The sequence below is a fragment of the Imperialibacter roseus genome, assembly GCF_032999765.1.
GTDB lineage: Bacteria > Bacteroidota > Bacteroidia > Cytophagales > Cyclobacteriaceae > Imperialibacter > Imperialibacter roseus.
Map to the genome: position 1 here is coordinate 4416153 of NZ_CP136051.1, position 15067 is coordinate 4431219.

The 15067-nt window shown below is 46.9% G+C and carries 14 protein-coding genes; 11 read left to right on the forward strand and 3 right to left on the reverse strand.

Annotated features, from left to right (window positions below):
* Nucleotides 1-22: 22 nt before the first annotated feature.
* The gene (locus tag RT717_RS18585; protein WP_317487885.1) at nucleotides 23-3274 is read left to right on the forward strand and encodes a DUF7948 domain-containing protein; all 3252 of its coding nucleotides are present in this window, start codon (nucleotides 23-25) and stop codon (nucleotides 3272-3274) included.
* Nucleotides 3275-3281: 7 nt separating this feature from the next.
* Here RT717_RS18585 and RT717_RS18590 read toward each other — a convergent pair whose 3' ends face one another.
* On the reverse strand, nucleotides 3282-4583 hold the full coding sequence (locus RT717_RS18590) for a flagellar basal body-associated FliL family protein (RefSeq protein WP_317487886.1): 1302 nt from the start codon (nucleotides 4581-4583) through the stop codon (nucleotides 3282-3284).
* Nucleotides 4584-4735: 152 nt separating this feature from the next.
* Between RT717_RS18590 and RT717_RS18595 the strand changes: the two genes are divergently transcribed.
* From RT717_RS18595 to RT717_RS18630, 8 genes are all read left to right on the forward strand, one after another.
* Nucleotides 4736-5407 (forward strand): hypothetical protein, encoded by a 672-nt coding sequence (locus tag RT717_RS18595; RefSeq protein ID WP_317487887.1) that lies wholly within the window; start codon nucleotides 4736-4738, stop codon nucleotides 5405-5407.
* Between the two features lie 11 nt (nucleotides 5408-5418).
* Nucleotides 5419-6534 (forward strand): hypothetical protein, encoded by a 1116-nt coding sequence (locus RT717_RS18600; protein WP_317487888.1) that lies wholly within the window; start codon nucleotides 5419-5421, stop codon nucleotides 6532-6534.
* An 88-nt stretch (nucleotides 6535-6622) separates the two neighbouring features.
* Entirely contained in the window at nucleotides 6623-7567 is a 945-nt protein-coding gene (locus RT717_RS18605; RefSeq protein WP_317487889.1) for a bifunctional helix-turn-helix transcriptional regulator/GNAT family N-acetyltransferase, read from the forward strand.
* The gene (locus RT717_RS18610; RefSeq protein ID WP_317487890.1) at nucleotides 7564-8121 is read left to right on the forward strand and encodes a GNAT family N-acetyltransferase; all 558 of its coding nucleotides are present in this window, start codon (nucleotides 7564-7566) and stop codon (nucleotides 8119-8121) included. Before RT717_RS18605 ends, RT717_RS18610 begins: the two co-directional genes overlap by 4 nt.
* 70 nt (nucleotides 8122-8191) lie before the next feature.
* Complete coding sequence (locus RT717_RS18615) at nucleotides 8192-10591, forward strand: glycoside hydrolase family 95 protein (RefSeq protein ID WP_317487891.1); 2400 nt, start codon at nucleotides 8192-8194, stop codon at nucleotides 10589-10591.
* 4 nt (nucleotides 10592-10595) lie between these two features.
* On the forward strand, nucleotides 10596-10940 hold the full coding sequence (locus RT717_RS18620) for a TfoX/Sxy family protein (protein WP_317487892.1): 345 nt from the start codon (nucleotides 10596-10598) through the stop codon (nucleotides 10938-10940).
* A 9-nt stretch (nucleotides 10941-10949) separates the two neighbouring features.
* Complete coding sequence (locus RT717_RS18625; RefSeq protein ID WP_317487893.1) at nucleotides 10950-11150, forward strand: hypothetical protein; 201 nt, start codon at nucleotides 10950-10952, stop codon at nucleotides 11148-11150.
* Nucleotides 11143-11610: a nucleotidyltransferase gene (locus RT717_RS18630; RefSeq protein WP_317487894.1), complete on the forward strand. Its 468-nt coding sequence runs from the start codon at nucleotides 11143-11145 to the stop codon at nucleotides 11608-11610. The genes RT717_RS18625 and RT717_RS18630 overlap by 8 nt, the downstream gene beginning before the upstream one ends.
* Here the strand turns inward: RT717_RS18630 and RT717_RS18635 are convergent.
* Both RT717_RS18635 and RT717_RS18640 read right to left on the reverse strand, forming a co-directional pair.
* The gene (locus RT717_RS18635) at nucleotides 11607-12203 is read right to left on the reverse strand and encodes a Uma2 family endonuclease (protein WP_317487895.1); all 597 of its coding nucleotides are present in this window, start codon (nucleotides 12201-12203) and stop codon (nucleotides 11607-11609) included. The genes RT717_RS18630 and RT717_RS18635 overlap by 4 nt on opposite strands.
* Before the next feature lie 109 nt (nucleotides 12204-12312).
* The gene (locus RT717_RS18640; RefSeq protein WP_317487896.1) at nucleotides 12313-12627 is read right to left on the reverse strand and encodes a rhodanese-like domain-containing protein; all 315 of its coding nucleotides are present in this window, start codon (nucleotides 12625-12627) and stop codon (nucleotides 12313-12315) included.
* Between the two features lie 151 nt (nucleotides 12628-12778).
* On the opposite strand from RT717_RS18640, the gene RT717_RS18645 reads away from it, so the two are divergent.
* Both RT717_RS18645 and RT717_RS18650 read left to right on the forward strand, forming a co-directional pair.
* Complete coding sequence (locus RT717_RS18645) at nucleotides 12779-13960, forward strand: trans-sulfuration enzyme family protein (RefSeq protein ID WP_317487897.1); 1182 nt, start codon at nucleotides 12779-12781, stop codon at nucleotides 13958-13960.
* A 149-nt stretch (nucleotides 13961-14109) separates the two neighbouring features.
* Nucleotides 14110-15012, forward strand: a complete 903-nt coding sequence (locus RT717_RS18650; RefSeq protein WP_317487898.1) for an IS982 family transposase — start codon at nucleotides 14110-14112, stop codon at nucleotides 15010-15012.
* Nucleotides 15013-15067 lie beyond the last annotated feature (55 nt).

Sequence of the window (15067 nt, forward strand, 5' to 3'; positions counted from 1 at the left end):
ACTAACCCTACACACATCGCCAATGAAACGGTGGCTCTTTGTTTGTCTGATTTTTGTAAGCTACCCTCTCGTCCTTTCAGCAGAGAAAAACCCGTTCAACGGCTTTATTGAAAACAAGGGGCAATGGGACAACAGCGTGAAGTTCAGAAAAAAGGTTCCGCACGGATTTCTGCTGCTTCAGGACGCTGGCTGGGTCTATTATTTAAGCAACACTTTTGACAGTTCCCATGGCCATTTAGACGGTCAAAGCAGCGGAGCACTTCAGGAGTCGGCCGCACTTGGCGTGTCGCAGGCCATTTCCACGACCTTTGTAGGTGCCAACAAAAACCCTGCAACCTCCACCATGGAGGCACAGAGCTACTACCATAATTTCTTTTTGGGAGCGGAGGATCATTGGGCCAGCAGCGTGTCGGAATTCAACGAAGTACAATACTGTGACCTCTATGAGAGCATTGACCTGAAAATGGTTTCTTACGGCGGGGCATTCAAATATGACCTGATCGTGTCGGCAGGAGGCAACCCCGATCAGATTGCCATGGAGTGGAAAGGCTGCGGCGATGTGTATCTGGAGGACGGCAACCTGATTGTAGAAACAGAATTTGGGCAAATGATGGAGCAGAAGCCGTTTGCCTACCAGCTTATAAATGAAGACACTGTGGAGGTGCCGGCTCGTTTCAGCCTAAATGGCCAGCAGGTCTCTTTTGAATTTCCTGACGGCTACGACAAAGACAAAACGCTGGTCATCGACCCGTTGCTCATTTTTAGTACCTACTCAGGCTCATCAACCGACAACTGGGGAAACACCGCCACCTTCGACAAGGACGGCAACACCTATGCCGGAGGCATCATTTTTGGAGCGAGCACTGGGGTTTTTGTTCCCTCCGTTGGAGCGTTTCAGGAAGGTTTCGAGGGAGTGTATGACGTAGTGATCATGAAATTCGACTCTACCGGAACGCAACTTCTCTACGCCACTTACCTGGGTGGTGATTTAGCTGAAACACCTGTTAGCCTGATTGTGAACAGTAGCAATGATCTGATTGTAATGGGCGTGACTTCGTCCTTGGATTTTCCGGTGACTTCCGATGCATTTCAAACCGTTTACGGTGGCGGAGAAGGCGTGGACCCCTTTGGCAACGCATTCAACCTTTATACCAAAGGCACGGACATTTTTGTGAGCATACTAACAAACGATGGAACATCCCTAAGAGCTTCATCTTTCCTTGGTGGAAGTGAAAACGATGGGATTATCTCGGTTGGTGGTGCTTTGACATTAAATTATGGTGACCAATTCAGAGGTGAAGTGAATATTGATGATGAGGATAATATCTATATAGCTTCGAGTTCTCCCTCAGCAGACTTTCCCATGTCCAACCAAATATTACCTCATAGCGGGCAGGTCGATGGGCTTTTGATTAAAATGGATTCGAAACTCTCTGAGATGAAATGGGGCACTTTCATTGGTGGCGACACTACCGACGTGCTGTTCACGGTAAAGCCTGACGGAAAGGGTGGGGTTTATGCTGCCGGAGGAACAACAAGTACAACTTTGCCATTCGGCATCACCGGGTGGCAAAAATCTCTTGCTGGTGCTGCCGACGGTTATGTCATTCATATCAATGAGTCGCTGCTCACTGTTGATGCTGCTACCTATTTGGGTTCATCAGCCACCGATCAGGTGTATCTCATGGATCTGGACAACGAAGGCAATGTGTACGTAGTGGGTCAGACCAAAGGAGCTTACCCTATTGTCGGCAATGCCTACATCAACCCCGGAAGCGGGCAGTTTCTACATAAGCTAAGTGCAGACCTAAAAAATACCATTTGGTCGACTGTCTTTGGGTCAAGAACCTTACCCTCTAATATTTCCCCTACAGCCTTTCTGGTAAGCGATTGTAACAATATCTATATCAGTGGCTGGGGTGGTAGCTCCATCAATCAAAGCAGTAACTACAATCAGGGAAATACTTTTGGCATGCCTCTCACGCCAGATGCATTTCAATCTACCACAGACGGGGGCGACTTTTACCTGATTGTTTTCGAACCGGATGCAGCCGATGTTTTGTATGCCACCTACTTTGGTGGAAACCCCGGCAGAGATCACGTAGACGGAGGTACCAGTCGCTTCGATAAACGTGGGGTGGTTCATCATGCAGTGTGTGCGGGTTGTGTAATTCAAAATCCAACCGGCGGAACTCAAGGCGCATTCCCTACCACTGAAGGCGCATGGTCGACAACAAATGGAAACACAACGAACAACAATTGCAACCTTGGCGTCTTCAAATTTGACTTATCCACCCTTTCGGCAAGCTTTGTTACCAACACGCCCGACCTGCAAAACCCTGACATCAAAGAAGGGTGTGCTCCTTTTGAGTTTCTGTTCACCAACGAAAGTGTGGGAGGAGAAACTTACTTCTGGGATTTGGGAGATGGTGCCACATCAACTAACAGCGACACCGTGCGGCACACCTATCAGTCCGCAGGCGAATACACGATCACCCTTACAGCTACAAACCCAAATACCTGCAAAAACCTTGATGTGACAACCAGGCAGCTGGTGCTCACACAGGGAACGTACACATTGAGTCCCTCTGCAACTATTTGCTATGGCGAATCGATTCAGCTGGAAGCCACCGGAGGTACTTCCTACTATTGGACGCCAGGTACGAGAGGGTTGAGCTCCACCGACACCGGCAGCCCGACCGCCAGTCCCAGGGCCACCACCACCTATTTTGTCGAGATTTACAACGAAGGAAACAAATGCACTTTCATCGATTCTCTTACCGTCAATGTGCTTGAGGAAATCACTATCAGTTCAGAAATAGAGGCCATCTACAACTGCTCCGGCGTATCGGAATACAACTTTACAGGAAACGTACAGGGCACAGATTTAGCCTACTGGGATTTTGGCGACGGGACACAATCTTCAGTGTTGGTTGGCACCCATCAATATGCAACGGAAGGAACCTTCACCACAAGGCTTATTGCTCCCAATGAGCTTTGTGTGGAGGAAGTAGGTGAGGTGATCAAAGTAGGTGAGCTGATGGTTCCCAACGCCTTCTCTCCCAATGGAGATGGCGTAAACGACAGGTTTGAAATTCAGTACATACAACCGATGCCAGTTACCATAGTAGACCGGACGGGTAAGGTGGTTTACCAAAACAATGAATACACCAATCAGTGGGACGGCGATAACCTGCCAACGGGCATCTACTACTATGATGTGGTGCTACCCGATTTCACCACCTGCAACGGATGGGTGCATTTGCTCAGATAAGTGCGTGTTAAAACTTCTCCTCGTACACAGTGCCGTTAGCGTTGCCCAGCCTCACTTCTGTGACCTGCCCGGCTCCTTCAAAAGCAAATCGTATACCTATGATATCGCCTATCGAGCCAGACTGATTCTCGGTTAGCACGGATGTTCCGTTGAGCAAAACCTCAAATTTATCTCCCGTTCTTGATACGTTTAATGTTTGCCATTGCGAAAAATCGCACCCAAAGGCACTCAAGTCTTCTGTCTTCCCGTCGATCCACCTGTTCCCGGTTAGCAGGCCCAGGTTAGACACACAGCCCTTGTCGGACAAAGGAATAATCACAGCACTTTCGGTGGCCAGCAAATAAATGATCACATTGCGGCAAACCGACTCCTCGACAGTGGAAGCATTTCTCAAACTTGCTTCAAAGACGAAATCGGTTCCGTTCATCCCCTCAAATTCTCTCACATTGTGGAACGTGGCCCAAGTCTCATTAAAAACGGCGGCACCTGATTTTTCCCGAAATACTTTTGATGAAATACCCATCCATCCTTTTCCTTTTATTTCGTCTGGGTGCAGATACACAGGCACAGGCGACTTATCGACCATGGCCTTCCAGCCAAGTGATTTGATGAATACATTGTCTATCGCTTTCACTTCGCCGTCGACAATAAGCCTGGCACCAAAATAGCCCGGGTAGTAGTAGATAGAGGTGTGGTAATTGCCTTTTTCATCTACCTTCTCTCTCCGCTCAGGGTCCCAATTTTGCTGGATGTAGACATTATCTGATTCATACTGAGCGACGTCATAATGAAAAATGACTGAGTTGGGCAGGTCATCGGAAGTTTTCTTGCTTTCGAACAAGGGCTTGGGAAGCTCTTTCTTCTCCGGTGTTTCAGGCTTCTTTTCTTCCTTGCCCATCATAAAAAATGAGGCGATAACCAACGCAATCACACCTACCGGTGCAATCAGCAGCAGGCCATTTTTCTTTTTGCTTTTTTTCGGGCCAATAACCCTGTCAGAATTAAAAGAACCCTCATTGGCGGTGACCTCTGGTGGTGTCACCGGAATACCTCCTTTTTGGCGAAACTGCCTCCAATTGTCATATCCAACGAACTGAGCCAAAGCATTTAGCGTGGCCACGTTAGGCGAACTTTCATATTTAACCTTGCCCCAAATACGCTTTAGCGTAGTCACGCTCAGCCTTACCTGTGTCTTTTCAAATATCTTTTCGCTGAGTATTTCAAAGTCCTCACTGGTCCACAAGCTGGAGTTGCCCCAGCCAAGCCGTGACTCAATTAATTTCCTGCAGTGAGCTATCAAATATTCCATTCTAATTGAAGATACAATTTTATACGAAAAAGTCGACTAAAGGTATGCAGACCTTGCGTGAATGATCTTGAACAAACTTGAACACCCGTTGGAACATCTGTATAATGAACTACAGCGATCTTGTTACGATAGTCAAACAAAACTCAAAACAAATGAAAAGATTGAATCAATTGACATTGCTATGTATCGCTTTGTTTTTTAGCCAATTAGCCGTGGGGCAATCCTACGATCTACAGCAACTGCTAAAGAGTGAGAGCCTCACGGTCATCGACCGCAAAGTGACACCACTCAATGACGGCGGCAAAAAGGCGGTTTCCTTTTCCGACAAAAGCGACGCTGGTGGCTATGCCCTAATCAAAGGCCTGGAATTCAGCGAAGGCACGATTGAAGTTGACATCAAAGGAAAAGACGTGCAAGGCAAGAACTTTGTTGGCGTTGCTTTTCACGCTGTGCCTGAAGACGGCAAGGAGACTGCCGCCGATATTGTTTATTTCCGTCCTTTCAATTTCAAATCTGGGGAACAAATTCGTCGCAGCCACTCGGTGCAGTATGTAAGTCCACCCCGGTGGGACTGGAGCGAGCTGAGGGAGAAGTATACCGGAAAATACGAAAACGAAATCCCCTCCCCACCTGATCCGAACGGCTGGTTTCATGCCCGCATAGAAGTGAAAGGCAAAGAAATCACTGTTTTCGTGGACGACGCAAAAGAGCCTTGTTTAAAAGTGACCAAACTTAACGACAGAACCACGGGCAGCGTGGGGATATGGGTGGGTTACGCCACCAACGGCGACTTCGCAAACCTGACAGTCACCAAATTAAAATAAGCCGGGAAATTATGAAAAAGTTAATTTCTATAGCACTTGTGCTGGTAGCAGGGATATGCTACGGCCAGAAAAAAGCGACTGTTAAAGTGCCTATGAAGCCCGAGCACTGGGAGTTTGCTCCCGGAAAAGTGGAATTCATCGAACACAAGGGCCAGCCATCGATGAAGATCCTACCACAGGCAGGCTTTGCCGTGCTCAAAGACATGGACTTCACCAACGGCACAATCGAGTTCGACATGGAAACCATAGATCCGAACTTTGCTTCCTTTTATTTCCACTGGCAAAGCCAGACAGAAAACGAATGCTTCTACCTGCGAACTGCCAGGATTGGCTACCCAACTGCCAAAGATGCGATCCAGTATGCACCCTTCGTCGGGGGAGTCAATCTCTGGGACATCATGGATCATTACCAAACCAATGCTGTGTTGAAGCGAGAGGAGCCTAATCACATAAAGCTGGTAGTTTCCGGAAAGCAAATGATGGTGTATGTCAATAGCAACTCGCCGACTCTTTACGTGCCTATGCTGGAAGGCAACACAACAGCGGGGACCATAGCCTTCGACAGTCAGGTGATTATTTCTAATCTGGTAGTCAAACATAACGAAACTGAAGGTCTCTCCCCTTTGCCCGGGGCTGACCCAACAGATTCTGATCCCTATTATATCAGAGCCTGGCAGGTCAGTGAGCCGGTTGCTGCCGGGCAATCAAGCCTGGAGTTCAGCCCAGGTTACATGCCTAGTGATACTACCGCCTGGGAGGCCATAACAGCTGAACGAAGGGGCCTTGTTAATCTGACACGAAAGTATGGGCAAAGCAGACCACGACGTATGGTTTGGTTAAAAACAACCATCAACTCAGCGAGTGAACAGAAGAAGTCGATTGACCTGGGTTTTAGCGATGAAGTTTGGGTAATGATTAACGGCAGGGTGCTGTATGTGGGTGCCAACCTCTATGGTCATCCAATCATGAAAGAACCTGACGGAAGACTTTCCTTATCCAATAGCTCGTTCGAAATCCCGTTTCAGAAAGGTGACAACGAATTGCTCATTGGTGTCGCCAACAATTTCTATGGCTGGGGAATTGCCGCCCGCTTCAAAGACCTGAATGGGCTAACACTCGAAAAGTAGCTGTTCGAAATATTTTAACCCTGGCTATTGACACAGTCAGGGTTACTTCTATATATTTACGTAAGTACTTACGTAATTTAAATCACTTATGGATTTTTATCAAATGGCTGGCAAAATGGCCGTGGGCAGCAGACTGCGAAAACTCAGTGACATACTTACTGAAAACGCCGCCAAGGTATATGATGTTTATCAGGTTGACCTGGAGCCAAGGTGGTTCCCGGTATTCTACACCCTGGCGAAAACCGAAGGCCTTGGCGTAATGGAAATTGCACAGAGTATAGGACAAAGTCATGCCTCTGTGAGCCAGATAATTAAAAAAATGAAAAAGAAAGGCCTGATTGCCGAGGTGAAAGACGAAGCCGATGGCCGGAGAAGTGTGGTAGAGCTTTCAGCAAAAGGCAAAGAAGTGAGTGAAAAGCTGGAACAGCAAATGATAGACGTCAAGAGCGCCTCCGAAGAGCTACTTTCCGAAATGCAATACGACATGTGGAAGTCCATCGAAGAAATGGAGTTTCTGCTTGAGCAAAGGAGTCTTTTCGATAGAGTAATGGCTAAAAGGAAAGAAAGAGAGGTGCAAAAAGTGAAAATCGTCGACTACCATGCTAAATATCAAAACGACTTCAAGCGATTGAATATCGAATGGATCGAAGCCTACTTCAAGGTGGAGAAAACGGATCTCCTTTATCTGGACAACCCCAAATCATACATCATCGACAAGGGTGGGCATATTTTTTTCGCTGAATACGACGGAGAAATCGTTGGGACATGTGCCCTGGCAAAGATGGACGATGAAACTTTTGAACTGGCAAAGATGGGAGTAAGCCCCAAAGCCCAGGGTAAAAAGATAGGCTGGTTGCTCGGACAGGCATGTATCGATAAAGCCAAAGCCTTAGGTACGAAGCGTATATTTCTCGAGAGCAATACCCGACTGGTACCAGCTATCAATCTTTATCATAAATTGGGTTTCCAAAAGGTGACCGGACCTCCGTCGCCTTATGAGAGAGCCAACATACAAATGGAATTGATTTTATGAGCAGCATTGTCTTTACCACACCCGCCTCCGATGACGATCTTCAGCAAATTCTCGATGTTCAGGAGAGAAATCAACCCCATAATATAACACCGGAGCAGCTAGCCAAAGAAGGCTTTGTAACAGTGCGGCACAACCTGGATTTGCTTCGTTCAATGAATGAATCTGCGCCACAAATCATCGCAAAAGACGGCGACAAAGTGGTGGGCTATGCGCTTGTCATGCTTCAGTCATTTCAGGATTTGATACCCGTATTAAAGCCGATGTTTGTAACGCTTGAATCGCTCAACTACCGGAACAAGCCTATGCAGTCTTACAACTATTACGTGATGGGCCAGGTGTGCGTAGCTGAAGGATATCGTGGCATGGGGGTTTTCGATGGCATGTACCAGCAGCACAAAAAGTTGTATGCCAATCAATTCGACATGTGCATCACTGAAATTGCCTCAAGAAACCCCCGCTCTCTCAGAGCTCACCAGCGGGTTGGGTTCCAAACCATACACACCTTTACCGATGCTACTGACACCTGGGACATCGTGGCCTGGGACTGGAGCTAACTCCTCTTGATGACATAAAGTAATCTATTTTGAATATCTTATATTGGCTGTCGGATATATTCAAATAGTTATGAGACTTTACATACCTGTGTTCTTTCTAACGCTGCTCTTGATTACTTCCTGCGAAAAAAAGGAAAGGAAACCATCCAAAAAAATTCTTTTCAACACTCCTGCTAAAGTATTCGAAGAAGCCATGCCCATTGGCAACGGTCGCCTTGGTGCTATGATGTACGGCGATGTTGCCAAAGAAAAGTTCTCGTTGAATGAAGAAACGCTTTGGTCGGGTGGGCCTGTCGATGCCAACATGAATCCGGAGGCATACAAACATCTCCCCGCTGTAAGAGCAGCTCTTTTCAACGAAAACTACCAGCTGGCTGACAGCCTCGTCCGTAATATGCAGGGTTCCTTCTCACAAGCTTATGAGCCTATGGGCTTTCTTACCATTGATTTCGATCATGCTGGCGACCCAACTAAGTATAACAGGTCGCTTGACTTAAGCCGGGGCATTGCAACTGTTGACTATGAAATAAATGGCACAGCTTTTCATAGAGAAAGCTTTGTGTCATTTCCTGATCAGGTAATGCTGGTGAGGCTATCTGCTGAAGGAAATGACAAGCTAAATTTTGAACTGGGCTTGAATAGTAAACTTCCGTTTTCCATTGTGGCCGAGGGAGCACAGGTGGCCATGAAAGGCTTCTCTCCTATCAAGTCGGAGCCAAGCTATCGGGGCGATATGCCCGATGCGGTGAAGTATGATAGCTTGAAGAGCATGCGCTTCTGCACCATCGCCAAAGTGCTGTCGACCGACGGAACCTCTGCCGCCACCGACGATAGAGTAAAAGTGTCCGGGGCCTCGTATGCCATCATAGCACTTTCTGCTGGTACCAGCTTCAACGGCTTCGATAAGCAACCCGGCACAGCGGGGAAAGACGAGATGGCTACCGCTACACAATATCTCACCAAAGCTGAAGGATCCGATTACGACATCCTGCTGGCAAGACACAAAGAAGACTTTGGTAAACTATTCGATCGGGTGTCGATCGATCTTGGGCACTCAGCGGCCGACACGCTGCCTACTCCTGAACGCCTCAAGCGCTTTGCAGCAGGTGAAGCAGATCCGGACCTTGCCGCCCTTTACTTCCAATACGGCCGTTACCTGCTCATCAGCAGCTCAAGACCCGGAGGCACACCCGCCAACCTGCAGGGCATTTGGAATGAGCATGTGCGCCCACCCTGGAGCAGCAACTACACCACCAACATCAATGTGGAAATGAACTACTGGCCGGTAGAAGTGGCTAACCTGTCGGAACTGCATGAGCCGCTTCTGCAATTCGTCGGAAAGCTGGCTCAAACCGGTAAAGTCACTGCCAAAAACTTCTACGATGCAGACGGATGGGCGCTTCATCACAACTCTGATATTTGGGCAATGACCAACCCTGTGGGCGATTTTGGGAATGGCTATCCCGGCTGGGCCAACTGGGGCATGGGCGGCCCATGGATCAGCACCCCCCTTTGGGAGCACTTTGCCTTTACCAGAGACACTGTCTTTCTTGAAAACCACGCCTATGACTTGATGAAAGGAGCCGCTCAGTTTTGCTTCGATTACCTCGTAGAAGGCCCTGACGGTTATCTGGTAACTGCTCCTTCCACCTCCCCCGAAAACGACTATATCACAGACAAGGGCTACGTGGGTGCCACTTTTTATGGTGGCACGGCCGACCACGCAATGATCCGGGAGTTGTTCATTGACCTGATAGAAGCTACCAAAGTAATTAACAAGGATGAAGATTTGAGGAAGGAGTTGGAAACCACACTGGACAAGCTTTACCCTTATCAGGTTGGCCAGAAAGGAAACTTGCAAGAGTGGTACCACGACTGGGAAGATAAAGATCCTCACCACAGGCATATCTCTCATTTATTCAGCATTTACCCCGGGCGCTCCATCACACCCTCGAGTACACCAGATTTAATGGAAGCAGCCCGTCGCTCACTTGAACTCCGCACCAACAACGGCACCGGCTGGTCAATTTCCTGGAAAATCTCTTTGTGGGCCAGGTTGTTGGATGGAGACATGGCGCTGGATGCCATCAAAAAGCTTTTCAACTATATCGGCACAGAGGAAGGCGTTCAATACCAGGGCGGCGGCACTTACCCTAACCTGATGGACGCCCACCCACCGTTTCAGATTGACGGAAACTTCGGAGGCACAGCCGGCATTGCCGAAATGCTGCTGCAAAGCCATGAAGGCGTGATTCATCTACTTCCAGCATTACCCTCTGAATGGAAAACAGGGAAAGTCACCGGGCTGCGTGCCCGTGGCGCTGTAACAGTTGACATAGAATGGAAGGATGGAAGCCTGGTGTCGGCAGTCGTCACGCCCGACTTTGAGGGAGAATACACCATCAGACTCGGAGACAAAATGCAGACAATAGCGGCGAAGAAAGGAAGCAGGCAATCAATAAAATTCTAACAATATGGCGTACGATGAACACCTTGCAGAGCGAATTGGCCAAAGTCTGAAGTCACACAAAGTATCGTTTGAGGCCAAGAAGATGATGGGAGGGCTTTGCTACCTCGTCGATGGAAAAATGACTGTGGGTATTGTGAAAAATCAATTGATGGCCCGCATCGACCCTGATACCTACCAGGAAGCACTACAGCGAAAAGGAGCGAAAGAAATGGACTTCACTGGTCGGCCAATGAAAGGCTATGTATTTGTCTCGCCAGAAGGTATGGATTTGGATGAAGACCTGGACTACTGGGTCGGGCTGGCAGTAGAATTTAACCCCAGGGCCAAAGCGAGCAAAAAGAAATCGTAAATTGTGGCTATGTCAAAAGTTATCCTGAGTAAAAAAAGCATCAAAGAGCAGCAGGCAGAAAGGATGAACAGGTTCCTCAGCCTGTCAGCCGAGGAGAAACTTGCATTTTTACTAAAGCTCAACAGCTATGCTGCAATGATGAAAAGAGAGCCCTTAAAAAGGCCGCAGGGAAAAGGGCTTTTGATTACAAAGCAGGTCAAAAATGACTAACGAGCTTCCGGAATTCCTTAGAGTAATTGATTCGCTCAACAAACATCAGGTACTTTACATGGTAATTGGTGGGTTTGCAGTTAACTACTATGGTCACAGCAGAGCTACTGGAGATATCGATCTGTACCTCAAAGATTCGATGGAAAATCGCCAGAACCTTATCAACGCCATTGAGTCACTGGGCTATGGACGATTTGAATCACTACTTCACGTTCCCATGATAGCTGGCTACTGTGAGATCATGATGGATGATGGGATGTACGTCGACCTGATGGCGCAAATTCCAGGAATTGATCCGCTGGCTTTCGACGCAGACCTGGCGCAATGCGAAAAAGCAATTATTCAGGGAGTGTCGGTATTTTATATCGGATTTCGACAGCTACTGAAGAACAAGGAAAGCACTGGAAGAAATAAAGATTTGCTTGACCTCGAAGAGTTACGGAAAATAAGAAAGGACTAGAATATGTCTTTCACTTTCAAACTAAAGCCAACAAGCACAACAGACTGAATTTCGTCCTCGCCAATAAACCGATTTCGTAGTTCAAATTTACCGTTGTCGCCCAGTACAAAAATTTCGACAATCTCCTCTCCCGGATACACTATCCAATACTCCCTAACACCACTTTCTTCGTACAGGCTGTATTTGTTGTTCAGATCCTTCGCTGCTGTAAAAGGAGAAAGTATTTCCACAACCAGATCAGGAGCACCTATGCATCCCTTGTCGTCCAGCTTGCTCTGGTCACAAACGACCATTATGTCAGGTTGAACTACGTTGAAAATCTCTTTGTCTTTGCTGCCTATCTTCGATGGAAGTCTGACATCAAACGGAGCAAAGTATACTTCACACGGATGCCCCTCTAAAAAATTGTACATCTTATTTCCAAGTGACGCACTTACCTTTTGATGGCTGCGGCTAGGGCCAGGCGACATATGAAAAATTTTTCCTTTGATCAGCTCCACCCTATCCTCAAAAGTCCACCGCAAATAGTCGGCATAGGAATAGGCTGCTCCCGAATCGAGGAGGGTAATATCGTCGATATTTTCCTCTGGCATATTATATTTTACCGGCATCCTATAAATATAAAAACTTACTGCCTTTTTGTAAAAAGAAACCCTGACCATTTTGCATGATCAGGGCCCGCATATATCTACCCGGTTTAAATCAGTTTACATCCATCGTTGGGTCAAATTCCGCCTTCCAGGCAAGAATTCCGCCTGCCATATTGTAGGCATTGTCAAACCCTTTCCTTTCCAGAAATTCTACGACCGTACCGCTTCTTCTCCCGCTTCTGCAGTACACCACCACCTGCTTGCCTTTCTCCACTTTATCGATATTGTCGGCCATGTTACCCATAGGTATGTGCAGCCCGCCAATATTGGCCTGAGCCACTTCATTCGGCTCTCTTACGTCAATCAGCTGAAAGTCAGCCCCTGAATCCATCAGTTTTTTCAGTTCGTTTACACTTATTTCCTTCATGGCTATTCCCGTTCTTTAATCTTCGAAGATCAAATTAAGTCCTTCAAAAAACAACAATTAAATGCTTAATCAGTATTTAAAGCCACTAATTTTTTTGAAAAGTTCCAAATAAGCTTTCACTTTGTCGCCTTCAATTTTGTAGTAACAGCATATGAGCAGCAAAAAACATTTCGAAACCAACGCCATCCGTACACAGGCAGAACGTTCGTCACAACGAGAACACAGCGTGCCTATCTACGCCACGTCTAGTTTCGTATTCGATAATGCTGAGCAAGCCCGTGCGTTGTTTGCCAATGAGGAAGAAGGGAACATTTACACCCGCTTCTCCAACCCTAACAACGACGAGTTCATTCAAAAGCTTTGCCTATTGGAGGGCACTGAAGACGGTATGGCCATGGCCTCGGGCATGGCAGCCATGTTCACCAGCATGGCGGCTTTTCTGAACAGCGGCGACCACATTATCGCCTCCCGTTCTGTTTTCGGCTCCACGCACCAGATTCTGACGCAGCTATTCCCCCGCTGGGGTATCACACATACTTATGTGGACCTTAGCGACCCGGCAGAAGTGTGGGAAAAAGCTGTAACACCCAATACAAAAATGGTTTTTGCGGAAACTCCCTCTAACCCAGCGCTCGACTTGATAGACCTGGAGTGGTTGGGACAATTTGGTAAAAAGCACAACCTGATCGTCAATATTGACAACTGCTTTGCTACACCTTATCTACAAAACCCGGCCAAATACGGCGTGCATATCGTTACTCACTCCGCCACCAAATTTATCGATGGCCAGGGAAGAGCGATTGGTGGTGCTGTGCTCGGCAGTAAGGAACATATTGAAAAAGTGAGGTTCTTCGCCCGCCACACAGGCCCGGCCATGTCACCATTTAATGGCTGGATTCTCTCCAAGAGTCTCGAAACGCTGGCGGTGCGAATGGAAAAACACTGTGACAATGCGCTCAAGCTAGCCACTCACCTGGAGAGTCACCCCGAGGTGGTTTGGGTGAAATATCCTTTCCTTCCTTCTCACCCCCAACAGGCGTTGGCCAAAAAACAAATGACCCTGGGCGGCGGTCTCGTTACCTTTGAGCTGGGTGGTGGAGTGGAAAGAGGAAAGAGATTCCTCAATTCCCTGAAAATGATCTCGTTCTCCGCCAATTTGGGAGACACACGCACCATAGCGACTCACCCTGCCTCTACTACACACTCGAAGCTCAACGCAGAAGAGAAAAAAGTAGTGGGCATCACCGATGGGCTAATCAGGGTCTCTGTGGGACTGGAACACCTGGATGACATTAAAGAAGACCTGGAGCAGGCTATCAAAGCTTCAAAGTAAACACATCACTTTGCTGCAAAAATAGCCAACCCAGCCGCCCCTAAATAACGTGAGTTCGATATAAAAAAGCGAGGATTTAGGATGAAATAAGGCGAGAAATTAGTATATTAAGTGACTGACAATCAACGTAATAACTAACATTCTCGCCTATGTTAACATCTAATAAAATTACTGAAATTTTCTGTTCCATTGATGATTTCACCTTAGAATTTGTCCCAAAATTTGAAAGCCACCTTCTGGGGGTTAAAAAAAGAAACAAACCAGGCAAGCTTTCCCTGTCTGAAGTAATGACTATTCAAGTACTGTTTCACCTGTCTGGTTATAGAAATTTTAAGACTTTTTACAATGCCTATGTTTGTATCCATTTGCGGTCTTACTTCCCTGCTGTGGTCAGCTATAATAGAATGGTTGAGTTAACAAGAGATAGTATGGTTCCTTTGGCTATCTACCTAAAAAGTCAAAGCCTGGGTCGTTGTACTGGCATAAGTTTCATCGATAGTACACCCCTTAGAGTATGTCATAACAGACGCATCCACAGCCATAAAGTTTTTGATGGACTAGCAAAAAGAGGTCAATGTTCGATTGGATGGTTCTATGGCTTTAAACTGCATTTAATCACCTCAGATACAGGAGAAATCGTCGATTTTATGCTTACTCCAGGCAATGTGGATGATCGTAAACCACTGCAAATAGAGCGATTCATTAAGAAACTATTCGGCAAGTTGTTTGGGGACAAGGGATACTTGAGCAAGGAGCTTTTCAAAAACCTATTTTTCAGAGGGGTACATTTGGTCACCAAGCTTAAACGAAATATGAAGACATCTACTGTCACCCCAATCATGGATGCCATCCTGCTACGCAAGAGAGCCATTTGTGAAACGATCATCGATCAACTAAAAAACATCTTCCAAATTGAACACTCAAGACATAGAAGTAGCGCTAACTTTGTCACCAACTTATTCTCAGCATTGATAGCCTATAACTTCTGCGAGAAAAAGCCCTCAATTAGGGTTAACTACAAAGACTCCGGACAGCTTTTTCTCCCTTTATAGATCAAAATTATATCGAACTCACGTTAAATAAGAACGGCTGAGTTGACGTAGGTGG